Below are 21,583 nucleotides of genomic sequence, written 5' to 3' on the forward strand. Positions count from 1 at the left end.
CAGATGGGAGAAGCGAATGTGCAGCCTGGAACGGGCGCGAAAAAAAGCTACGTCGTCGCAGGTGCAATTTTAAGCTGTAGCTACGGTACACAGCCTACCCGATTGAAGCGCCCTTTTAGCCACGGGGTGTATATCAAAAATAAAGCACAGATGAATATTGGAGATTACGTGCCGGGGGTTAACATCAAAACTTTTGGAAATTGCTCCAGTCCACTCAATCCTGCTGTACAAGCCAGTCAGATGGTCGATATTTATGGGGTGAAAAAGGCCCCGTGCATTCCTGTACTTACGATGCCTTGGCTGAGCGGGAAAAGTGACATGAAAATCGAAGGCCAGCCCGCGCTTACGCAGAACTGTACTCATCAGTGTCTGTATTGCGGGCATATTCAAATCGAGAATGACGGTCAGGAGTTGGATTAATGGCTGCAACCTCCGTTTTTTAGGGTAAAGCAAAATGCGCTGGTGAGAGAATAGCTATCTTCTCCACCAACGCATGAAATAGATTATCCTCAAATGGCTGACATCATATCAGGTACCGCAAAAGGTTCGGTATGAACAGTTGGATTCCTCAGGCAATGTAGAGTAAATAGTCTGTTCGTCAGAATAAGCGTAAGGGTTCGAAAGAACTTCCAGAAGCTGCTCCATCACTTGATAGTCCTCTCGTTCCACCGCAGCCTCCAGTGCCTCTTCTACCCGGTGATTGCGCGGGATTATGGCAGGATTGCTGCTGCGCATCAGCTGACGCGAGGAGGCTTGTGATTCCTGCTGTCTGCCCAGTCTCGCCTGCCATTGCTCTTGCCACTGGGTAAATTCCGCAGTGCCGAACAGGACCGTATCCTCCAGCTCGTCCAAAGTTAGAGCACGGAACGTATTAGTGTAATCCGCACGATGCTTTTGCATCATGCCAAGCAGGTCTTGAATGAGTGATTCATCCTGCAGCTCTTCGTTAAAGATTCCCAACTTCGCTCTCATTCCGGCAAGCCAATGACGGTGGAACAGCTCTGTAAAATCTGCAATCGCATCCTCGGCCAATTTGACGGCCTGCTCCGTGTTTTCATGCAGCAACGGCAACAGGGTCTCAGCAAATCTTGCCAGATTCCATGCAGCAATACGAGGCTGATTGGCATAAGCGTAGCGGCCCTGAATGTCAATGGAACTGAATACCGTCTCAGGGTCATAGACATCCATGAAGGCACAAGGACCGTAATCAATGGTTTCTCCGCTAAGGGTCATATTGTCGGTATTCATTACCCCGTGAATAAAACCAACCAGCTGCCATTGGGCAATTAGCTCGGCCTGGCGCTTGATCACTCCCTGGAGCAGGGAAAGGTAGCGGTTGTCCACAGCGGCAACTTCCGGATAATGTCTTTCCAATGTGTAATCAGCCAGGGTCCGGAGATTCTGGGTAGTGTCCCATGCTGCTACGTATTGAAAGGTGCCGACACGAAGATGACTGGCAGCCACACGAGTCAGAATGGCACCGGGCTGCTCCGTTTCCCGGATGATCGACTCCCCTGTTGTAGCCACGGCCAAGCTGCGGGTGGTAGCAATACCTAGCCCATGCATCGCTTCGCTGATGATGTATTCACGAAGCATCGGCCCAAGTGCCGCCCGGCCATCGCCACGGCGGGAGTATGGCGTTCTGCCTGAGCCCTTGAGCTGAATATCAACCCGTTCCCCCAAGGGAGTGATCTGTTCGCCAAGCAGCAGAGCACGACCGTCTCCTAACATGTTAAAATGTCCAAATTGATGCCCTGCATAAGCTTGAGCAAGAGGCGCAGCACCTTCGGGAGCCTGGTTGCCAGCCAGCACTTCTACACCATCATTCCGTTGTAACGCTGCACCGTTCAACCCCAGTGATGCTGCCAACGGATGATTAAGCATGATCAGCTTCGGTGAACGAACAGGAGTTGGGTTGAGCCTTGTAAATAATGATTCCGGCAGACGAGAATAACTATTGTCAAAGTTCCACCCTGTATCTTGTATTTCTTTTTTCTCCGTCATAATGTCTCCTTCTTATGTTGTGGTATCCCGGGTCTCCCCTTATAGTCTCTACCTCTGCCCATTTATTATCCACTTTGCACCATACTATTCTGCTCTTTAGCGAGAAAAGGCAGCCGAATCATCCGGTTGCCTTTTCATTTTTGATTATTCAAATATCGCTGTCCCAGAGCTTCGGTAGCGCCTCGACGCTCGCTACATCTGATTAAGAGTGGTCACGTAATAATGAGACTCGGCAGAAACCTCAAACCCTATCGACTGGTAGAGGTTTAAAGCACGTCTATTTTGAGTGACTACCCCCAGCCGTATCTGAGTACATTGCTTGTTGAGCAAGCGATTAACTACGCAAGCCAGAATTTCACGGCCATATCCTTTACCTTAGTAGGCTGGAAGTACACAGAAATCATGAATGACGGCTAGACCTGTATGAACATGATTAACCCTGACCATTCCAATCGGCACCAAGTCGTCTACAGCGATGTAAGTGACGCGTTCAGGTTCTTTTGTATGTGCAAAATAATTCCTTGTCCAGGATTCTGAATCACCGAAGGCTTGTGATGAACATGTAACCATAAATTCAAAATCCTCAGCTTCCTCTAACCGCAATATTAAGCCAGAGTAACGTAAGGTAGAAGTATGAAACCGAATTAAATTCATAGAGAATTCAGATGTACTAAAATTCCCGCCCAAATGCCTTATGCAATCGATACCAGGCTTAGAATTGGATGGGACCCTAAAGCGGCAAGTTTGGATCCCCTGTATTTGCAGCTCTGCTGCAGCACTTTCCATTAAGCGGCCAAATACACCTTGGCGGCGATAGTCTGGATGAACTATACCGTTTATATTAGCTTCAATTCCATCCGAGGTATACCAACTGAGAAAGCCAATGAATTGGTTGTCGCTTTGGCACAGGAAGGCCTGATCTCCACCGTTTTCCTTAAGGCTTTCTAAGCCCACTCTCAAGCTTGATCCGTCAAATTCCTTACACTGTTGTTCTAACATTCGAATTTGAGCCATTTGATGACTTGAAAAGTCATTCATTTTAGTAATTTTATACTTTTGCATGTTGGTTGTAGTTACCTCGTCAAGAAGGAAACACGCAGTTTAAGGACGAGTAGGCGCTATCCTTCTAAAAACTGTCCGTTTGTTCATGGTTACCAATTGAACCGCCTCCTTGATATCGTATAACAACAATTTTAACTTAATATTGTAACAAATCAATGTCATCACAAAATTGAGCTACGATAGCAGTTGAATTTTTTTACAGAAAATCTTCACGGGCTGGTGTAAAAGCATCCAGCAGCATGCCATCATCCTCCAGTGGGATGCAGCCATGGAGAACATCGGATGGAAAATGGATGCTGTCGCCCTCTTTGACGATTTGTACATCTTTTGTTTTCCCGTCATCAATCATGAACTGAAAACTGCCCTTCAATACATAAGTGACCTGTTCATGGACATGCTTGTGAAGCGGGATTTCCCCTTCTTGGGCTTTAGCAAAAATCACTTTGGTATACATAATCTGATCGCTGTGTGCCAGCACTTTCCGAGTCGTATTGTCATCCACCGTATCTAATTGAATATGTTCATCTTTAAAAAACATGAATCATTCCTCCTAATAAATTTTGTTTTAATGAATGTTAATAAATCGATTTAGTTAAAACCAACGGAATATAGCCCATAATAAAATAGAAAGGGAAGTGAAGTCAGGATCGGCGAATGTCACCCCTTCTACTCCCAAAAAGGAAAAGAGCGGCAAGGTAAGAGCAGGCAGCAGACAGAGCAGGAATCCATTGAGACAGCTGGAAATGACGGCACCTCTGAAGCCACCGCTGGAATTGCCGAATATAGCTGCTGCACCTCCAGCCAGGAAGCAGGCCATAATCCCTGGGACAATAACAGGCAATCCAATAAGTGGGAAGAGGAAGACGCAGGCCACCCCCGTGAAGAAGCTGACCAAGAAGCCTACCAAAGCGGAATTAGGTGACTTGTCGAAAAGAACCAGCACATCCACTCCAGGGATTGCTCCAGGAGCGAACACTTGGGAAAACCCTTTGAAAGCGGGTACAATTTCTGTTGTGAATAGCTTAACACCTGCTTTTGCAATATACAAACCAGCTGCAAAAATAGCTGCCTGTTCAAGGATGAAGACGATATATTCCTTTCCTCCAGACAATTTGCTGACATAGGCGGGACCAGCTATCAGTCCGGACACCAACAAAAGTACAAGCATCGTCAAGGTAGTGGCCACATTGGAATCCCGCAAAAAATTGATGCGGTCGTTTATTTTTACATTTTCAGTATCATGTTCGCGGTTGCCGAATATTTTCCCGAGATAGGTTCCGATAATGTATGAGGTCATGGAATCATGGGCAATCGTATATTCATCTGACTTGATAATATTTTTGCTGGCGTTCCGGAGCAGGTAGGGGAAAATGGCCATGTAGCTCCCGATTGCCAAAAAACCGACGATAATCGTGATCAGTGAACTAAAACCGAGGCCTTTCATAACGGCTGTTGCAGCAAAGCTCATGAAAAGAATCAAGTGTAGGGAAAGATAAATGTATTTGAACTTAGTTAGACGTGCAAGCACAATGTTGAGGATCATGGAAAAGAGTAGAATGAGTGCAGCATCCGCACCGATCTGATCAATAGTCAGTGACATGATGGCTTCATTGCTTGGTACGACACCTTTTAGGTCGAAAGCAAAAGAAAAAATTTGGCTGAAGTTGGTGTGAACCCCTCCTAATATCCCTCCGCCGACTTTGATCATGGTGAAGCCCATAAAAGAAAGGGTCGTTCCCGTAATGATTTCGGGTACTTTCTTCCTCTGGAAAATGAGGCCGAGAAGCGTCACGATCGCAATAATGATGGATGGCTCCTTGATAATACTCATAAACAGTTCCATAGTTATCTCCGTCTTCTTTCTTCTATTTTATTTTCCTTCTGCTTGCATGGGCATTACTAAATCGATTTAGTCATTATGAAAAAAAATTTCAACTCACTCCTCTCCTCCTCCCGATTTTAAACAGATATTATTTCTTTTATCAGGAGTGCTTCAAAATGTAAGGGTATTCATAAATCCAATTATAGGGAGATTATAGCTCTTTTTTTCCTTTTTGCAAGAGATATTATAAAAAAATAAAACCGTTTCCAAAAGTGTAACAAAAACGACTTTACTTTCACCTTTTAATCAGTTTAATTTCTTGACAGAATCTCTGTGATTGATAGTCGGATCTAATCGGATTATTTCTGAAGCTCCCCCATTCCCCTGTTCTTTCTGATCGATTTTTTCCAGCAGCAGCTGGGCACATTTCTTTCCCATATTAAAGCTTGGCTGGGAAATGGTACTGATAGGCGGGTTATAGAAAGTAGCAAACGATACATCATCTATTCCAATTAAGGAGAAGTCATGGGGTACGGTCAAGTGGTTATTTTTGGCATACATTAGCACCTGTTCCAAAATCATGTCATTGGTGGCGATGATGGCGGTTGGTTGATTTCCCATGCAAAATAGTTCCTCAATGAGGTGGGGCATTTGATCCAACCTGCCGCTTTTTATGTAGTCTTCATTAACTGGTATTCCAAGTTTCTTTAAGGTTTTTCTATAACCGGACAGCCGTTCACTCCGTGTGGTGATTGCTTTTTTACCTAAGGGGAACGTTATGATCCCTATGCTTTTATGACCATGCTCAACGAATGTTTCGACCGCCAGCTCGCTGGCTTTTTCATTATTCAAAAGCACCGTGTCTACGCTGATTTCATCGATTTTTCTATCAACAAAAACAAAAGGATAGCCGTTTTGGACAAGGGAAGCATACAGTTTCTTATTTTCTTCAGTAGGGAAAATGATAAGGCCATCGACTTGCCGCGCAACCATGGACTGGACGTACTTTTTTTCTTTCAGGGAATCATCATCGGTATTGCAGATAATGACCTGAATATCTTTTAGCTGACATTCATCTTCTATGGCCCGTACAACTTCTGTTGTGAATTTTGATAATATGGTTGAAGAAATAACGCCTACAATGAATGTCTTCTTGTGTTTGAGACTGCGAGCTACCTCATTCGGGATATAATTGAGCTCCTCAATGGCTTGCTCGATCTTCCTCTTGGTGTCCACACTCATATAGTTGTATCTTTTATTCAGAAATTGTGAAACCGTACTTTTGGAAACCCCTGCACGTTCTGCAACTTCTTTCATCGTTATCACCATGGTTCAGCCTCCTAAAACACGCCCCATTTACAACAAGAAACATCGCACATTAAATAGAAGCGTTTCCACAAACTTGGCACTTAGTGCAATATTTTCACCATTGTAACGTCTATTTCGTAAAGCTTGTATGAGTTCTACTGTATTATATACTTTCTTTTATAGGGAGGAAAACGCAAAATGAGCCCGGAAATTATTTAAAGGCATCGTGGTTTTCATTGACAATGAGCAATTTACTAATTACCATTACTTTTTAATGTATTTCATAATGGAAAGGCGGTCATCTCAAAATGTTTGGAATCATAAATTATGAGGTATTTTTGCTTACGGGAATTCTCCTAAATTTAATTCCTGGTGCAGACACTATGTATATCGTTGGGAGGAGTATTTCACAGGGAAGAAAAGCAGGTGTGTATTCTGTGTTCGGTATCATTAGTGGTTCCTTGATTCATACTTTATTAGTTGCTTTTGGTTTGTCCATAGTTCTGACAAAGTCCATTATGGTATTCAATGTGATTAAAATAATTGGAGTTATTTATTTAGTTTATCTAGGAGTTAGAATGCTATTGGATAAAACAAATGCAAGCTTTAGTGCAGCTGAATCCAACACACAACACAATATTAGAAAAACATATATACAAGGGATGCTGACAAGTCTCACCAATCCAAAGGTTTCTTTATTTTTCATTGCCTTTCTTCCGCAATTTATTGATACAAAAGCATCTGGTCCAATTCCATTCCTCATTTTAGGGCTTACATTTTCGTTCACCGGATTATTATGGTGCCTGTTTATTGCCTATTTTTCTTCTTACATGACCCGCAAAATAAAAGTAAACCAAAGGTTTGGCACCTATTTGAACAAAATAACCGGGATTATTTTCATCGGATTAGGATTAAATCTTCTTCGAGCAAAGGCTCCTCAATAAACCTGAATATTCTATATAAAACCATTGTAACTTAAGGAGATGGGGTACTTGCCAATGTCTGAGTATTATAAAAAACTCCGTAAAAATATAGGAACTTAACTCATTTTTAATCCCAGCGTTGCCGCCATTATCCGTAATGAGCATGACCAAATACTTTTTCAACGACCATCATTAAAGAATGACCTCTGGAGTTTGCCTGCTGGATCTATAGAAATAGGAGAAACACCTGCGCAAGCTGTTATTCGAGAAGTATGGGAAGAAACAGGATTGCAGGTAATTCCCCAAAAATTATTAGGCGTATTTGGGGGTAAAGATTTTAGATTCACTTATCCCGATGGAAATAAGGTTGAATATATTGTTCTTTTCTTTGAGTGTTCCATCAAAGGCGGAGTCCTTCATCCTATTGATGGAGAATCTGCGGAATTACGATTTTTTGACGCTAGTGCTATGCCAAAATTCACAATGCCTTACCCCGAAGATATATTTTGTCAAACAGACTCTGACCGCACTTATTTTCAGTTATAATCCGTAAAAACTTCACTTGTCGGGGAATATTTTTATTTGGTCGAGTATAACAGTGAGCAACACTCCACATGTGTCGAGACAGTGGAAGGGATATATTCCTTTTTATTATATATATTACCTATAATATCAAAAGCCACTCCTTCTCACAACACCCCCATTTTCCAGATGATCCTGTTTTCCCTTCACTTCTATCGATCCCACTAGTTCCATATGAGCCTGTATTTAATTTACCCGAATCCTTAATCACAATTAAATTAGCCCTGTTCCTAACTTTGGAAGGCAATTGCTCAAAATTACTGTCAGCTTTCTCTCTTCCCATGTCTCTCCCTTCCAAAAATACACATTGAAAATCCCCCAATGAATGGGTCATTCTGTAAACTAAATCTCTCTTTTAACCGATAAATACATATGCTGGGTTGTTTATTAAATATCACCTCTAAACCTTTATAGCGCACAAACCTTGTAATACGTATCTATCTTGACTGACAGTTGTACTCATCTGCGTATTCTTTAATCAGAAGCAATTTCAAGATGACGTGCTTTACTTGGAAATACCCATCGCATCTAGAAAGGAGTCTTGAACTCACTTGAGCGTATTATCAGATGGGATCGGATATGAAAGCCTACGTTTTTATGGTCCCTTTCACCCACTACACATTGAACTACTTCAAATAACACGTACCATCAACGATCATGCCTATTTACACATCAGTGGCATGCTCTCCGAAGAACAGGGAGCGGCTTGTATTGGTCAAAATATGGAGCAAGAGCCGATTGTGATTCGTCAGTTGGATGATCAGGGACAATCGCTGAGAAGGCTGTTCCATGGGATTGTTACACGTATGTCCGTACACTGCGTACGAGGCGTGTATACGTTTGAATTGGAGGCCGCTTCCCATTCATACCAGATGGATATTAAACGTAAAAGACGCTCCTATCAAGATATTCACCGCACCTATGATGATCTGGTCACTGCGCTGGTTCGAAAATATCAGTACGGAGATGCCATTGATACGGTAAGCAACTATGCCAAACTGGAGACATTTGTTTTACAATATGATGAGACGGATTGGGCGTTTTTAAAACGCCTCGCTTCTCGCTTTGGTTCCGTTCTTGTGCCAGAGGTAACCGCAGCCTCGCCCAAGGTTTTCTTCGGGATGCCAGAAGGCAAGCAGCATAAGGTGGAGCGGGATGTATTTTATCGAGTTCAGAAAACGTTTCATGAGTTGGATGCGGAAAAGCCGGGGGAACGTGCTGACTCGTATGTCACCTATAAGATTGAAAGTCTGCAATACTATGCGCTTGGCGACCTCATTACGTTACCCATTGGACAAGGTAAAGAGTTGGTCGTGGTTCGAGCAGTGACTACGCTAGCGGATGGCCTACTGCGCACCCGTTATGATCTTCAAGCTGAACAAGATATCCGCTATGCGCAGTATGAAAACGATCAGGCTACTGGAATTTCGCTGACAGGAACGGTGCTCAAGGTACAGCAGGATTTTGTACAGCTTCAACTGGACATTGACCCGAAGCAAGATCCTGCCAAAGCCTGCTGGTTTCCCATCGCCACCCGTTATGTCGCGGAAGAACATAGTGGCTGGTTCGATATGCCTGAGATCGGGGAACAGGTGGAATTGTATCTGCCCACCCACCGCGAACAGGATGCCTATGTAACGGATTCGCTGCGACAACAACGCCACACCAATGGACAGCCGAATGTGAAGGTATGGCAACATGTGCAAGGTAGCGGCGTAGAAATGTCTGAGCATGAGCTGACTCTATCCACCTCCGGTGAATTTTCCATTACACTTCATGAAGGTAACGGCATTACGATTGACAGTCCGGGGAATGTGCAAATTCAGGGTGGTCACGTGAAGCTTGTTGCTGGACAGGAACTTTCACTGGAAGCTGGAACGGCGCTATACTTAAAAGGTGGAGCCAGCAGCATGGTATTGGATGGTGAGACGGATACCAAGGCTCCGGTGATTTATCAGGAAGGTACGGTGAAGGCACCTGTTTTCGTAGCCGACCTCCCTCCTGTACCTGAGCCACCATTGATGAGCATCAAAGCATTTGAAGCAGCTCAATCAGCAGCCAAGGATTCATCTAGCAGCCATGCCTCTACCCCTAAAGCAAAAGTCACCAGTCCAGCAGAGCTTAAACAGGCGAATGCCATGATGGGGACAGTATCCAAGCTATTAGGCTCCATTCCGGTAATGGGGAAAGTGGCTGGCGTTGTTGTGGGAGCGCTAAGTGGACCTGCGGCGGGTGTGATTCTGAGGGCAACCGCAGCGATCCCTGTTCGGAGCAAAGGAACCCCTACCGTTGGAGGCAGTAGCAAGGGGAGCGAAGTTCACCCATTAAAATACTTGGCTGGTTTGGCCATGCAAGGGTTGATTAGTATACACGAGCATGAGAAAGCTAAACAAGCCTATTATAACAAGTGGATTCTAGGAAAAGTGTATACGAGCGCACGTCATATAGCTCATTCCGGCAGCACATTGGAACTGGTACAGAACCTACTTAAAGAATCGAATGCCATGGTTCATGCGTATCAGCAGGTTCCGGAAGAAGTAAGAAAACGCTGGAGAGCCAATTACGACAGCCGCATGGCACAACAGCAGCCTAAACAACAAGTTGAGAAGCCTAAGTCTTGGTGGGATCGTTACCTGGGTTATACGGGTAGTAGTGCGATGATAAAAAGTCAAATAGCCATGGAACAGGCACATGCATCTGAAAAAGCAGCAAACAGCCTAGTTGAATTATACAACGGCATAGTGCAGGCTAATAACGTAAGGTATCAAAATTCAGGAAACTCCATTGGTGAATTTTTAGATTATTCGTCATTTGGTATACCTAAAGGATTGTATCAAGCCTACATGGAGCGTGCACGTAATCAAGGTAACTCTGGTAGTGACGCTATCAATTTTGCTACATTTGGAATAACAGAGGCTATACGTGGAGCTGTGACACCTGAAGATCCTTTGTCACCAGACCATTTGTCTAATATCATTAGTGTAGCAGGGTTCCTTGAGGGAGTCGGTTCATTTCTCAAGCCGAAAACTATACTAAATTCACCAGTCAAAGAACCTGTTCATCCAGGTCCTAAAATCATAAATGAAAAAACAGAGTCACCCCAACTCTCAACTCCGAAGCCCAATAAAGATACAAGGATTGAGGGGACGGGAGATCTTGATTATAAAGAATGGTCAGACATGCCTATTAGCGGTGAAGTACGATTAAATGCTAAAGGAATGAGGCTGTTAAGTATTAAGGAACAGAAACAGTATATAAGAAAAATGAAGGATTTGTATGGTATAGAAGTGCAGATTGATAGAAACGGAAAAATTTTATCACCAACTCAGGCAGGTGGTTTTCATCCCGAAGATTATTATATTGTACTACAAGGAAATCCTAGTATTTTAGCAGCTGAACATGAAGCATATCATGTTGCTCAATGGAATAAACTTGGCAAAGAAAAATATCTCGAGCAAAGCACTTTACAGAGAGAAGAACATGTTTATAATGAAATTATGAAAAATAAAAGTAGATATAGTGATGCTGAGATTCTAGAGGCACAAAAATATATATATTATGTAAGAAATGGTCAATGGCCACTTCAAGGTTGGAAAGGTTTTGAAGAGTAATGGAGGTAGAGTAGTGAAAACAAATATATCAGCAGAACAAGCATTACAAATTGCTAAAACTTATCATAAACAATATAAAATTCCAGGTATTATTGTAAATGACATAAATAAATCGGTAGTATTCTATGAAAGTATTGTGGATATTGACGGCTTTGCTTGGGTGGTATTATCGAAATTAGAGTCAGGTGGGTTTGAAGGTAATGATCACTTTTCTTTAGTTATTTCTGATAGGAAGTCTACTGTAGAGTATGTTCTGGATCATAACGGGATGTCACATGCATATCATCTAGACAATTATGATGACAGTATGACTGATGAAGAATTTGAGGCTTATCTAAAGGATGATAGTGATGTCTAAGATTCAAAGGAATTATTTACTTTCGACAAACGAGTATTTGCTGCTTGTCAGACGTTTCTTTATGTTTAGTCGCAATTTAAGGTCTTTCAATAATTTAAAGCAAATTTAAGTTACAATCCGACAGAAGAGGGCAACATAAAATCAACAACGCCACATTGCGAGCTAGCCGCCCGTGATGTGGTCTTCTTTGTTTCTGTCACTGTCTCAGCGGTTGATGAATAGAACCCACCCAGTGCGGAATGCTTCGGGTGGCTAAGCTCAGGCAGACTTAACCCATGTAATACCCGTATAAAGATTTCTTCATTTCGGTTGTACGCACATCAAATGCTTTAATTTTATAACCTAAATAACGCTATTTCGTTACGTTGAACAGGTTGATTATGGTTAGATACCATCATAATTGACCTGTTTTTTGCTATCTTCGCTTTCTTACCTTTTTTTCAAATTTATTTGCAACTGTAGAATATGCCGCCCCGATAGGGAGGATGAAATAACAGTAAATCGCATCTTTTCGGATAGATACCGCCACTATTAAGAGTAATCAAACTATTTACAGAAAAGGATACATGTGCCAGTTGTAATCAAATCATTCAGCAATTTGATAAAAAGTATCCTAATATTACAATTGAAGTTGTTCATAATGGTGATAAACGCATTTCTTCAAAATAACTCTGGAGGTTTTTATAAATATGGTTTACGGGTATGAAGAATATTTAGAATATATCAATGAAACTTACGAAGAATTTAAAGATGATGAAAAAATGAGTAAAAAAGAGGCAATTGCAAGAACATTTAATGAATATGACATGTTAGCTAAAGAAAGCGAAACCGACAAAGCAATTATTTATGTAGCACTTACAGAAATTTTAGTTTCCCATTCAAGAATTTTGCATACTTTTAAAGAGCATATGATTAAAATACTATCTGAATTAGACTTCAATTTAATAGAACAAGAACAAAAATTAACAATAGTGCAATACAATGATCTGCGTTCTCGAAAAGAAAAGGTATTACCTGAACTCGAAAATAAAAAACCAGATTACTATCCGAGGGTATGTTGGTACTATTCTGAATTGACAGACGAAGTTAATGAATTTTTCAATCAAATAAACATAGAAAATGTAACTGCAGATGAAATTTTTATTAGTGCATTTCAACGCTTTGAACGTGATTGTAAAAATACATTAAGTGAAAAGATAATCGTATATACAACGCTAGCTGAAAATTTATTAACTCATAAATTAGCACAGACAGATGCTCTGCAAAAGATTAGACAAGAATTACAACAGTTTAACATAAAAAATATTTTTCAAGAGCAATTATTAGAAGAGGAACAAATGGATTTGGAAAAGCGAATTAAAAACGTATTAAACCAAATTAACTATTCCTGATAAAACTCCAACAACTAACTTACACAAAACAATGACTTGCCATCCCTCCCCATCAGAGTTAACATACACACACTTCAACAAACGGGAGGGAAAATATGCTATGTCAAATTGGCCAGATTGGTTTCTGGAAGCATTACGCCAACGTTTTTATCAATTAGAATTAGCCAGTGAACAAAACGCTTCAAATTTATCAGAAGACGAGCATCTATTCACTCAAATGGATCAATTCAAAACCAACCAAAACGAAGATATTCAACGTCTGTTATCTGAATGGGAAGAAGCCATAGGCTATCAGCTAAGTCAGGATAAGCAATCCATCTACATGGAAGGAGTGAAAGACGGGATTCGATTGATCCTTCCCGTCATACAACCCACAGTTACTCGTTAGCTTTTGGTCACTTTAGTCTATGATTTTTTTAGTCCAGTATTTCATCTATGCTCATTCCACTTTTCAAGGTAAAAACAAAATGCGCTGGTGAGAGAATCGTGATCTTCTCCACCAACGCATTGAATAGGTTATCGTCAAATTGTTCCAGTATATCTTGTCGCGAGCTTAAAAGTTGAATAATTTCATCGATTCGTTCCTTGATTTTTTCCTTCTGATCCTCTTCCTCCTCTAATTTCAGCATCTGTTGTCGTAGCTCGTTGAGTTCACTGGAAAGTCTGTTCGTTTCTTCATCATATACAATCTCATCAATCTGATTCCGTAGCTTGAGATTCACCAACTCCTTCAAATCGGATTTCAATTGTTGTATCTTTCCTTCGATGTCCAATAGCGGTTCTTGCCCTACTTTGCTAGAAAGTGCCGATTCAATATTGGCTTTCAACGTCTTCATCAATCTTTCCTTGTTCTCATACATCCGGTTGAACAATCGTACAAACGCGGAATGTAAAACTTGCTCATCAACCGATTTGGCATCACATGCTGTTTTACCCTCATTGACATACGTTTTGCACTGCCATACCACTTTTTTGGATGGGTTATTGCTGTTCCAGGTTCGGCGTTTAAAAATGGCTCCACAGCATCCACAATATACTTTACTGCTCAGTGCATATTTGCTGGAGTATCTTTTACTCTCCCCCATCACACTCCCTTTCAGCTTGGCTCTCCGTTTCTTCTCTTTTTGCACCGCTTCAAATATTTCTTTGGATACAATCGGTTCGTGGTTATCCTCTATAAAATATTGCTGCTCTTGTCCCTTATTCTTGATCCGTTTATGGGTTAGAAAATCAACGGTTACCGTCTTTTGCTGAAGCAAGGCTCCATAATATTTCTCATTGGTTAGAATTAAGGTAATGGAGGAATCCCACCACGTATCGCCACCCGTGACTGTTTTAATGTGATCTCGCATCAAGCCTCTGGCTATCGCCTGATAGCTTTTTCCGTCTAGATACTCCTCATATATGCGCCGCACAATCTCTGCTTCTGGCTCGTTAATTACTAATTCACCATGTTCATCCTTATCATAGCCGAGGAAGCGAGTGGTGTTGCAGAAGACTTTGCCATTTTGGAAGCCACGTAATATGCCCCATCGACTATTTTCAGAAATGTTTCGACTCTCGTCTTGGGCAAGAGAACTTAGAATGGTCAGTAATACTTCACCTGTTGTATCCAGTGTATTAATGTTCTCTCGTTCAAAGAATACAGCCACTCCGAGACTTTTAAGTTCCCGTACATATTTCAATAAATCCAGTGTATTTCTTGCAAACCTCGAAATCGATTTGACCAGAATAAGATCCAGTTTACCGTTTCGGGCATCCTGTATCATCCGATTAAAATGCGTTCTATTTTTAGTGCTGGTTCCGGTGATGCCTTCATCTGCGAAAATATCCGTCATTTCCCATTCCAAGTTGTTTTGAATGTATTGGGTATAATAATTGACCTGATTGGTATAGCTCTCCTTTTGCTCCTCGGAATCGGTACTAACTCGGCAATAGGCGGCGACTTTCTTCTTTTGAATAGATTGGATTCCCTCTACGATGTCCATCGTTTTAATGGGAACGATCACGACTTTTTTTGCGGTTGCGGCTTGGGCCATAGGTGTTTCTCCCTTCGATATCTTCTTTATACGGTCACATGTTATAATGCGTGCGGTACATCATCAAGTCCATTTCTGTCCATGTGATAGCTACTTGAAAGACTTTTTATTCAGCTCATCAATCGCTATGAACTCTTCTTCTGTAATGACATTTTGTAATCTCAATTGCTTCAATAGGCTTAGACTCAGTAGATAATCAATAGATTTTCGTTGCATATGTATGTGCTCCTTTGAAATAAAAATGGCTCACCACGAAGGCAAGCCAATAGATATAAAACTTAGAATAAATTCTTAAGGCTAATGGTCTTTTCTATGGTAATACTAGGATCGCTTACTAAGGTGGCAGTCAGCGCAAGGGCTTTATTGTTCGCCCCGCTACTGCTTCCTGCTTTTATGGTAACACTATTTCCTGTGCTGGCTGTTATGCTTCCCATTATCGGAGTTGAATCATCTTGATTTCGTAGGCTCCACTCCACAGACTGGTCAAACACCTCTGTTCCATGATCATAGATATGACTGACGTATGAGGCACTCTGGCCTGTTTTAAGCGTAGGACTGCCGGTAATGGTTATCGAATAGATATGCGTTCCTGTTTCGACGACTCTCATTTCAATGGTGCTCAACACTGTCGGATGATACGTTAGTTTTGCAGTAATACTTGCTTGTCCCAAAACAATGCCCATAACCTGTCCTTGTTGATCTACGCTAATTACACTCGGATCACTGGATGTATAGGTAATTGGCGGATTCGCTATCTCATTTCCATTATCCGTAGCAGTCACATTCAACTGTATTGTTTCGTTTAGAGGTACATGGGCCATCGTTCCCTGATGAATATGTAATGCATATGTATGAGCAATCTTGTACTTCCATCTATCTGCAATGTTATTTTCCACGTCATCATAAGCTGTATTTATGCTATCCAATGTGCAGCTTAACTGGATGATGCCATTTAGGATACGATCCATTCCAACTATTTTAAACGGCTGATGAGTGATGTAGAATCGTTGGTTCAATGCGATGTTTCGCGTGTCTGCATTGTCCTGTAGACTAGCCAGGATGTTGCCCTCTGGCATGGAGATAACTTTACCTGTTTCCGTTGAAAACGTTCTGGCTTCTACCACAGCATCAAACCATTTCACCTGTCCATTCCAGTTTATAGCTAGTCGTTGATTACACTTTTTCATCCTGCCCCGACACGACTGTTCATTTTGATCCACCTGACTGGTAATTAAATATCGTTCATCACGATAATCAACGCTATCTCCTGTATGTAAGGGTGTTGCTGCACGAATGAGTTTTTCATCGGTCATTTGAATGGTGTCTGCCGCATCTCGAATGAGAGCAAGCTGCTTTACACTGTTGATATGCACAAGCTCTCCCTTCTCTCGCAGAAAGAAATCCAGCATGGGTTCTAAGCTTCGTGTCACTCCTTCACCTCCATTGCAAAATCCTGTTACAGCGATACAGATACAACTCCATATAATCGCTCCATTCCTTCATGTCCAAAATAGTAAAAATATCCTTGCTAATTCGAACATAGCCGTTTAATTGCAATAAGGATTCCAGTGGACAGAAGGCTCGATATGTTGTCTCTAGTATGTAGCCATCTTCAAATGAAAAGCTTTTGCGATAAGGTTGTACGTCTGCCATCACTGACAGAACAGGTGTGAAATTGGCGTTATCCAAAATTTCCAGCTTCGTATCGTAGAACATTAATTTGTCCCGACCTTGATTTTAGGTAAAGGAAGAGCAAGTCGAATGCTTGTCGGAATCCCTGTTTCATAGGTGGCTGAGCGTTCACCTTCCTGCTTATTGGTTAAACCAATCGAATCCCGATTTTTAAATAGATACACCGCATAATCGACCATAACGTCATCATATTCCACAGGCAGGTTTGCCACATTACAATAGCCCAGAATATTTCCTCTAGCTTTATTCAAATAGTGGTTCAGGATATCATCCTTGGATATGTCTGTTGGTTCCATGCCTAATAATCGTTTCATCAAATCCATTAGCTCACTCATTTGCTATCTCCTGTTCCTCCTTTACCTGTACCTTCTCGGTACGTTTCATATTCTTGACCGTTTGAGCTTTCGTTACAGGTTCATCTTGCTCAGTCTCATCTGGTTGCGGTTCCTCTACTTGCTCATAATGCCTACTGGCCTGTAACCGCAGCATTAACTCCTGATCTGTGACTTCCCATATACATCCTGTTTCCTGATTCAAAAACCACATTTCCATCACCCTCCAAAAAATAAGAATAGGGCATCCAAAACGGACACCCTAAACGTGTTTCTTCTATTATAATGTGTTTGCATATCATCCACTTTCAATAAGACTTATTGGCTGTAAGCACAGCAATGGCTTCGGGTTTGATACACTTAGCTCCAAACACCTGTAACCCTTTAACTGCATCTGAAAATTGTTTCTCTGGTCTAAATGCTTCTACCGAATCTACTTGTCCCGCAAACGAAATGGCACTTTTATGACCTGCGATGATTTTATACTTGGCTCCTGCGGTATTTGGCACATTGTTGGATTTGTAAACCGTCATGCTATCAATATCTCCGACATAGCCTGTGCGGATAACATTCGGGTCTTTGGTGAAACGAGCATCTTTTAGTAGCAAGCCATAGTACCATGCAGGAACCACTACAAAACGCTCGCTTTCAGGCACATTGTTCTCATCCAGTAGCACACCTAAATCAATCAGCAAATCATACGCCGTTGAAGAAGTTGGAATAATAGGCGCTGTATCATTGCCAATTGTATTCTCAGCTTTGACCTCCGTGTAAAATCCAGCAAGATACTGATCCACTACATTGGCAAGTCCATAAGAGGCTTCTACGATTCCACCATCAAGTAAATTTACATTCGCTTGAGCATCATCGACATCATCCACCTGAAAATTGAAATATTTAGCCTGATCGATCACCAATGTTTTTTGTGTAGCATCCAGTTCCTGTGGATTCCCGATTCCTGCCACCTTATCATAGTTACCAATCGTTACTGCCCCAATCGAATTGATTTTTACGGTGGAGCCTTGGCCTTTAATTTCACCTTCATAATCGGTGTTGACCACATTTCCGTATACCAAATTCTTTTTCAGACTTTCATTTAAACGTGCGCTCCAAATGGTAGGAATAAAATTTTGTACTGACATATCTAATCACCCTATCCTTTTCGTTTATTATTGTTTGTTTTGTAATGCTTGTTTGACTTGATTCCAATGCTGATTAATCTCGTTGGGGGACATTCCTTTAATCGAATCCAATGTAAATGTGCTACTCGTTGAACTAGCCGGAGGGGTATATCCTTCCCCCTTGAGTCGTTGCTCTACTTGCTGTTGTATAGCCAATTGTAACGATTGTTCCAACATAGCCAAATTCGCTATCGTCGCTTCTTCATCCGTACCAATAAAAAAATCCACTAACGGGAGTGGAAGTTTCTTTTCGGATGTAATTTTGATCGCTTGGCTGGTTAATCGTTCACGCTGCTTCTCCAGCTTCATATTTTCGACTTCGGCACGTAGCTTCTCTACTTCAATTTCTTTCTCATCCTTAGCCGGGAATCGCTTCTTGATCTCAGCATCCACCACACTTTCCAGCTGATTGGCCTTCCATGTTTCCAGCGATTTAGTAGATCGTTTATCTACCGTGCTATCGAACCAACTTCTTGCATCATGATTAGATTGAATGAATTGCTCTATCCCTTCTACGCTATACGGATTCAAACCCTGAAGATACGTTTGCCATTCCTCATTCGTTTGGTTTTCTTCAATTAACTGCTTCATTTGTTCTAAATTCATTTTCGATAATCTCCTTTATCGCCCATTCGACTCACAGAACCGAACACGCTAATGTATGTATTGAGCCGTTTAATGTCATGCTCAGGACAGCAATGTAACGCTTTAGAAATAACAAAAACGAGGAAAAGGTACAAACATACCAACTCCCCACTTTTACCTATTTTTCATCCTTTGTTTATATAGCTTTTTTGACAGCCTGAAGCGTAACACTGAACCTGTTGTTTGCCTAAACTTCTGAAACGTATATGTATGCTGAAACTGTATCATATTGAATATCATGCTCAAGACAATGATGTAACGTATTAGAAAACGTAAAAGTGACGAAAAGGTACAAGCATACCAACTCCTCATTTTCGCCTATTTTTAACCCTTTGTTTATATGACTTTTTCAACTTCTAAAGCGTTACATCGAGCCGTCTTTTTGTCTGAACTTCCGAACACGTATCCTGATACTTTCCTTTCTCGCCCTATCTCTGCATTTCTCACAATATTTCTGCCGATTCGAATTTACCGAAAATGTTTCTCCGCAACGTGTACAGTTCACCCTCGATTTCGCTGTCTTAAATTCAGATTCTACATTCCGATCAGACTTATACTCTTGATCCAGCTTCTCATCCATTGGCAAAACTCCATTTTCAAAATAGGTACAACAGGGAAGAGAATCATCTTGAGCGAAAAATACACATGGGCCATCCTGTAAACAGCAATAGTTTGGGATACCATACTTCGCTCCGAAATAACAAGCACAATTATTCTTCACCAGCCGCTTGATCCTATTTTTATTCTGCATCCGATTTCTCCTCAGCCGTATCCACTAATCGTTGCTGCTCCGTATGAAATTTATTAAATTCCAGCTTCGGATTCTCCACAAATGGAAGCAATGTAAGCAACGTTTCCTGAGAGACCACTTCTTTCAGTTTCACAATCACATCAGCCATCCCAACCAAATCTGTCGGCAAGTTACGAGTAAACTTCACCGCGATATCACGGTAATCATATTGCACACCTTCTTTAATGTGCAGAAAGGTAAAGAAATTCCGTAAACGCTGCTTGATTGCCTTTTCCATTAAGGCTTCACGCATTGCTACTCGATTCTCCAAATTCAGCAGCTTGTTTCTCAGAGCTAAGGAAGATGTATTGCTGGCCCAATTCTCATTTAAATTAACCTGATCCATCATGTCAAAGATTTTTCGTTCAATGTTATCCAACTCATTTTTCACAAAAGAATCGTTAATCTCCTTCGTAAGCCAACTTACCTTTCCTCCAGCCGGAACTTGAATAATGCCCATCTTCTTCATATTCAATAAATCTTCAGCTTCCAGCTTCGCATTCTCAATCACGAGATAGGCGTTGCGATGATCTGCGATTTCATTGACCAAGTCTGAATTCAACGCATTGTAGGCATCAAATAAAGAAATCACATCCTGGAAGCCACTTTTTCTCTCCGTATTGGCTGGACAGGAGATAAGCGGGACTCTTCCAAAGATGTGATTATGTTTGCCGATATATTTTAATTCAGGTGCTTGGTTTTGCTTACTCTGAATGTGTTTATCATCGTTGCCGATTGTATAATGTAGAATTTCATGGTCGGTATACACGTCCAAATACACTTGCTTATCAAATCGCCGGGTAAATTTATGTAGACCAAGCAATACATTTCGTTCTGCTGTTCCGTCCTCTAACACAAACGCATTCAAAGGAGATAATACTGTGGCTGAAAATTGGCCATCTGAATCGATATAGTTCAATTCGTAGCCTTCACCAAAGATTTCGGATTGTTTCCGAAGCTGTAGATTATGCTCCTTGTCCCAATGACTCATATGTACATCTATATTATGTATGGCTTCATCCTGATCTGACTTGGACACATAGTTTACTGGCTTACCTAGCAGGTAGCCGACTTCATTATCTACGAACTTTCGTGGAAAATTAAAAATAAGCTTTTGATTGCTTCGACTTTCTTGCATCGCATAGTTCTTGAGAATAGCATGCTGACCATTGTAGTAATCTGCATATTTCTGTTTAGCTATTGCAGCCGATTGGAGTTCGTTTAGACATTCAAAAATAAGTTCTACATTTATTTTCATACCTTTGCCTCTTTTCAAAAATGGGTCATTTAATTGCTGATTGTAATAATAAAAGAACCACCTTTAATAAGGCAGTTCCTTCTACGTTAAGTTATTAACGAACTACATTGCGTACTTGAGTATATTTCTATCCTATTAGTTACCCTTAATATTATTTTCTGCTTTCTCAAAACAAAGATTTACAGTTCTTCCGTTAGAGCGTGTTCTATGCATGACATTTTGGGGAATGGTATACACATCTCCTTGGTTCAAAACTATAGTCTGGTCTTCAAAATCTATTATTAATTCCCCTTCAATTACAATAAAGAGTTCATCGCAGTCATCGTGTTTGTGCCAATGGAATTCACCATCGATTACAGCAGCTCTTAAAACATGATCGTTAACTTCACTGACCACAAAGTTCGCATAATCGTTTATGTCTTTTGTAACCTCGAATAAATTTATCTTTTTCATTTGTCCTTGCTTCATAATCCTCCTACCTTTCTCTTCAGCGGTTTTTACCATATTGCAGTCTTTCTAAACGTAGCAAGCTGTCGACTAAACCAACAGCTTAATCTTGATGCTTATGAAACAATCGTTTCCGTT

Annotated in this window: 24 protein-coding genes and 1 pseudogene; 8 read left to right on the top strand and 17 right to left on the bottom strand. The window is 41.2% G+C overall.

What is annotated here, in order from left to right:
* Window positions 1–3: 3 nt before the first annotated feature.
* Window positions 4–420, top strand: a complete 417-nt coding sequence (locus LCF57_RS15435; protein WP_152380566.1) for a DUF4280 domain-containing protein — start codon at window positions 4–6, stop codon at window positions 418–420.
* Between the two features lie 108 nt (window positions 421–528).
* Here the strand turns inward: LCF57_RS15435 and LCF57_RS15440 are convergent, their stop codons facing one another.
* From LCF57_RS15440 to LCF57_RS15465, 6 genes and pseudogenes are all read right to left on the bottom strand, one after another.
* The gene (locus LCF57_RS15440) at window positions 529–2,004 is read right to left on the bottom strand and encodes a protein adenylyltransferase SelO (RefSeq protein WP_226001489.1); all 1,476 of its coding nucleotides are present in this window, start codon (window positions 2,002–2,004) and stop codon (window positions 529–531) included.
* A 192-nt stretch (window positions 2,005–2,196) separates the two neighbouring features.
* Window positions 2,197–2,367, bottom strand: a pseudogene (locus tag LCF57_RS28220) (GNAT family N-acetyltransferase); the annotation flags it as partial.
* A 12-nt stretch (window positions 2,368–2,379) separates the two neighbouring features.
* The gene (locus LCF57_RS15450; protein WP_226001490.1) at window positions 2,380–3,066 is read right to left on the bottom strand and encodes a GNAT family N-acetyltransferase; all 687 of its coding nucleotides are present in this window, start codon (window positions 3,064–3,066) and stop codon (window positions 2,380–2,382) included.
* 196 nt (window positions 3,067–3,262) lie between these two features.
* Window positions 3,263–3,604: a cupin domain-containing protein gene (locus tag LCF57_RS15455; RefSeq protein WP_226001491.1), complete on the bottom strand. Its 342-nt coding sequence runs from the start codon at window positions 3,602–3,604 to the stop codon at window positions 3,263–3,265.
* Window positions 3,605–3,658: 54 nt separating this feature from the next.
* Entirely contained in the window at window positions 3,659–4,897 is a 1,239-nt protein-coding gene (locus tag LCF57_RS15460) for a PTS ascorbate transporter subunit IIC (protein ID WP_226001492.1), read from the bottom strand.
* Window positions 4,898–5,194: 297 nt separating this feature from the next.
* Complete coding sequence (locus LCF57_RS15465) at window positions 5,195–6,217, bottom strand: LacI family DNA-binding transcriptional regulator (protein ID WP_226001493.1); 1,023 nt, start codon at window positions 6,215–6,217, stop codon at window positions 5,195–5,197.
* Window positions 6,218–6,504: 287 nt separating this feature from the next.
* Here LCF57_RS15465 and LCF57_RS15470 point away from each other — a divergent pair, with 287 nt between their 5' ends.
* Window positions 6,505–7,140 carry a LysE family translocator gene (locus tag LCF57_RS15470; protein ID WP_226001494.1) on the top strand — a complete coding sequence of 212 codons (636 nt, stop codon included), beginning with the start codon at window positions 6,505–6,507 and terminating at the stop codon, window positions 7,138–7,140.
* 102 nt (window positions 7,141–7,242) lie between these two features.
* Window positions 7,243–7,665: an NUDIX domain-containing protein gene (locus tag LCF57_RS15475; protein WP_226001591.1), complete on the top strand. Its 423-nt coding sequence runs from the start codon at window positions 7,243–7,245 to the stop codon at window positions 7,663–7,665.
* 118 nt (window positions 7,666–7,783) lie between these two features.
* Here LCF57_RS15475 and LCF57_RS15480 read toward each other — a convergent pair whose 3' ends face one another.
* Window positions 7,784–7,984: a hypothetical protein gene (locus LCF57_RS15480; protein WP_226001495.1), complete on the bottom strand. Its 201-nt coding sequence runs from the start codon at window positions 7,982–7,984 to the stop codon at window positions 7,784–7,786.
* A gap of 268 nt (window positions 7,985–8,252) precedes the next feature.
* On the opposite strand from LCF57_RS15480, the gene LCF57_RS15485 reads away from it, so the two are divergent.
* From LCF57_RS15485 to LCF57_RS15505, 5 genes are all read left to right on the top strand, one after another.
* Entirely contained in the window at window positions 8,253–11,312 is a 3,060-nt protein-coding gene (locus LCF57_RS15485; RefSeq protein WP_226001496.1) for a zincin-like metallopeptidase toxin domain-containing protein, read from the top strand.
* Between the two features lie 13 nt (window positions 11,313–11,325).
* Window positions 11,326–11,670: a hypothetical protein gene (locus LCF57_RS15490; RefSeq protein WP_226001497.1), complete on the top strand. Its 345-nt coding sequence runs from the start codon at window positions 11,326–11,328 to the stop codon at window positions 11,668–11,670.
* Between the two features lie 540 nt (window positions 11,671–12,210).
* Complete coding sequence (locus LCF57_RS15495; protein WP_226001592.1) at window positions 12,211–12,339, top strand: deaminase domain-containing protein; 129 nt, start codon at window positions 12,211–12,213, stop codon at window positions 12,337–12,339.
* 20 nt (window positions 12,340–12,359) lie between these two features.
* On the top strand, window positions 12,360–13,061 hold the full coding sequence (locus LCF57_RS15500) for an Imm3 family immunity protein (protein ID WP_061830832.1): 702 nt from the start codon (window positions 12,360–12,362) through the stop codon (window positions 13,059–13,061).
* Window positions 13,062–13,161: 100 nt separating this feature from the next.
* Complete coding sequence (locus LCF57_RS15505) at window positions 13,162–13,449, top strand: hypothetical protein (RefSeq protein ID WP_226001498.1); 288 nt, start codon at window positions 13,162–13,164, stop codon at window positions 13,447–13,449.
* Window positions 13,450–13,477: 28 nt separating this feature from the next.
* On the opposite strand, the gene LCF57_RS15510 is transcribed toward LCF57_RS15505, so the two are convergent.
* From LCF57_RS15510 to LCF57_RS15555, 10 genes are all read right to left on the bottom strand, one after another.
* Window positions 13,478–15,100: a recombinase family protein gene (locus LCF57_RS15510; RefSeq protein ID WP_226001499.1), complete on the bottom strand. Its 1,623-nt coding sequence runs from the start codon at window positions 15,098–15,100 to the stop codon at window positions 13,478–13,480.
* Between the two features lie 90 nt (window positions 15,101–15,190).
* Window positions 15,191–15,316 (bottom strand): SHOCT domain-containing protein, encoded by a 126-nt coding sequence (locus LCF57_RS27605; RefSeq protein ID WP_256873800.1) that lies wholly within the window; start codon window positions 15,314–15,316, stop codon window positions 15,191–15,193.
* 62 nt (window positions 15,317–15,378) lie between these two features.
* Entirely contained in the window at window positions 15,379–16,530 is a 1,152-nt protein-coding gene (locus LCF57_RS15515) for an Ig-like domain-containing protein (RefSeq protein ID WP_226001500.1), read from the bottom strand.
* Between the two features lie 4 nt (window positions 16,531–16,534).
* Window positions 16,535–16,816: a hypothetical protein gene (locus tag LCF57_RS15520; RefSeq protein WP_226001501.1), complete on the bottom strand. Its 282-nt coding sequence runs from the start codon at window positions 16,814–16,816 to the stop codon at window positions 16,535–16,537.
* A complete protein-coding gene (locus LCF57_RS15525; RefSeq protein WP_226001502.1) occupies window positions 16,816–17,127 on the bottom strand; it encodes a phage head-tail connector protein in 312 nt (103 codons plus the stop codon). The genes LCF57_RS15520 and LCF57_RS15525 overlap by 1 nt, the downstream gene beginning before the upstream one ends.
* Complete coding sequence (locus LCF57_RS15530) at window positions 17,120–17,338, bottom strand: hypothetical protein (RefSeq protein ID WP_226001503.1); 219 nt, start codon at window positions 17,336–17,338, stop codon at window positions 17,120–17,122. The genes LCF57_RS15525 and LCF57_RS15530 overlap by 8 nt, the downstream gene beginning before the upstream one ends.
* Window positions 17,339–17,432: 94 nt before the next feature.
* A complete protein-coding gene (locus LCF57_RS15535) occupies window positions 17,433–18,266 on the bottom strand; it encodes a P22 phage major capsid protein family protein (protein ID WP_226001504.1) in 834 nt (277 codons plus the stop codon).
* Window positions 18,267–18,293: 27 nt separating this feature from the next.
* Window positions 18,294–18,911: a DUF4355 domain-containing protein gene (locus LCF57_RS15540; protein WP_226001505.1), complete on the bottom strand. Its 618-nt coding sequence runs from the start codon at window positions 18,909–18,911 to the stop codon at window positions 18,294–18,296.
* Window positions 18,912–19,690: 779 nt separating this feature from the next.
* On the bottom strand, window positions 19,691–20,998 hold the full coding sequence (locus LCF57_RS15550) for a phage portal protein (RefSeq protein ID WP_226001507.1): 1,308 nt from the start codon (window positions 20,996–20,998) through the stop codon (window positions 19,691–19,693).
* Between the two features lie 135 nt (window positions 20,999–21,133).
* Window positions 21,134–21,451 carry a cupin domain-containing protein gene (locus tag LCF57_RS15555; RefSeq protein ID WP_025685200.1) on the bottom strand — a complete coding sequence of 106 codons (318 nt, stop codon included), beginning with the start codon at window positions 21,449–21,451 and terminating at the stop codon, window positions 21,134–21,136.
* Between the last annotated feature and the right edge of the window lie 132 nt (window positions 21,452–21,583).

This window comes from Paenibacillus sp. BJ-4 (genome assembly GCF_020404765.1).
GTDB lineage: Bacteria > Bacillota > Bacilli > Paenibacillales > Paenibacillaceae > Paenibacillus.

What these genes read in the sequence shown, in the direction of transcription:
- LCF57_RS15435 (WP_152380566.1), top strand. Translation starts at nt 4, where the DNA reads ATGGGAGAAGCGAATGTGCAGCCTGGAACGGGCGCGAAAAAAAGCTAC.
- LCF57_RS15440 (WP_226001489.1), bottom strand. Translation starts at nt 2,004, where the DNA reads ATGACGGAGAAAAAAGAAATACAAGATACAGGGTGGAACTTTGACAAT.
- LCF57_RS15450 (WP_226001490.1), bottom strand. Translation starts at nt 3,066, where the DNA reads ATGCAAAAGTATAAAATTACTAAAATGAATGACTTTTCAAGTCATCAA.
- LCF57_RS15455 (WP_226001491.1), bottom strand. Translation starts at nt 3,604, where the DNA reads ATGTTTTTTAAAGATGAACATATTCAATTAGATACGGTGGATGACAAT.
- LCF57_RS15460 (WP_226001492.1), bottom strand. Translation starts at nt 4,897, where the DNA reads ATGAGTATTATCAAGGAGCCATCCATCATTATTGCGATCGTGACGCTT.
- LCF57_RS15465 (WP_226001493.1), bottom strand. Translation starts at nt 6,217, where the DNA reads ATGGTGATAACGATGAAAGAAGTTGCAGAACGTGCAGGGGTTTCCAAA.
- LCF57_RS15470 (WP_226001494.1), top strand. Translation starts at nt 6,505, where the DNA reads ATGTTTGGAATCATAAATTATGAGGTATTTTTGCTTACGGGAATTCTC.
- LCF57_RS15480 (WP_226001495.1), bottom strand. Translation starts at nt 7,984, where the DNA reads ATGGGAAGAGAGAAAGCTGACAGTAATTTTGAGCAATTGCCTTCCAAA.
- LCF57_RS15500 (WP_061830832.1), top strand. Translation starts at nt 12,360, where the DNA reads ATGGTTTACGGGTATGAAGAATATTTAGAATATATCAATGAAACTTAC.
- LCF57_RS15505 (WP_226001498.1), top strand. Translation starts at nt 13,162, where the DNA reads ATGTCAAATTGGCCAGATTGGTTTCTGGAAGCATTACGCCAACGTTTT.
- LCF57_RS15510 (WP_226001499.1), bottom strand. Translation starts at nt 15,100, where the DNA reads ATGGCCCAAGCCGCAACCGCAAAAAAAGTCGTGATCGTTCCCATTAAA.
- LCF57_RS27605 (WP_256873800.1), bottom strand. Translation starts at nt 15,316, where the DNA reads ATGCAACGAAAATCTATTGATTATCTACTGAGTCTAAGCCTATTGAAG.
- LCF57_RS15520 (WP_226001501.1), bottom strand. Translation starts at nt 16,816, where the DNA reads ATGTTCTACGATACGAAGCTGGAAATTTTGGATAACGCCAATTTCACA.
- LCF57_RS15525 (WP_226001502.1), bottom strand. Translation starts at nt 17,127, where the DNA reads ATGAGTGAGCTAATGGATTTGATGAAACGATTATTAGGCATGGAACCA.
- LCF57_RS15530 (WP_226001503.1), bottom strand. Translation starts at nt 17,338, where the DNA reads ATGTGGTTTTTGAATCAGGAAACAGGATGTATATGGGAAGTCACAGAT.
- LCF57_RS15535 (WP_226001504.1), bottom strand. Translation starts at nt 18,266, where the DNA reads ATGTCAGTACAAAATTTTATTCCTACCATTTGGAGCGCACGTTTAAAT.
- LCF57_RS15540 (WP_226001505.1), bottom strand. Translation starts at nt 18,911, where the DNA reads ATGAATTTAGAACAAATGAAGCAGTTAATTGAAGAAAACCAAACGAAT.
- LCF57_RS15550 (WP_226001507.1), bottom strand. Translation starts at nt 20,998, where the DNA reads ATGAAAATAAATGTAGAACTTATTTTTGAATGTCTAAACGAACTCCAA.
- LCF57_RS15555 (WP_025685200.1), bottom strand. Translation starts at nt 21,451, where the DNA reads ATGAAAAAGATAAATTTATTCGAGGTTACAAAAGACATAAACGATTAT.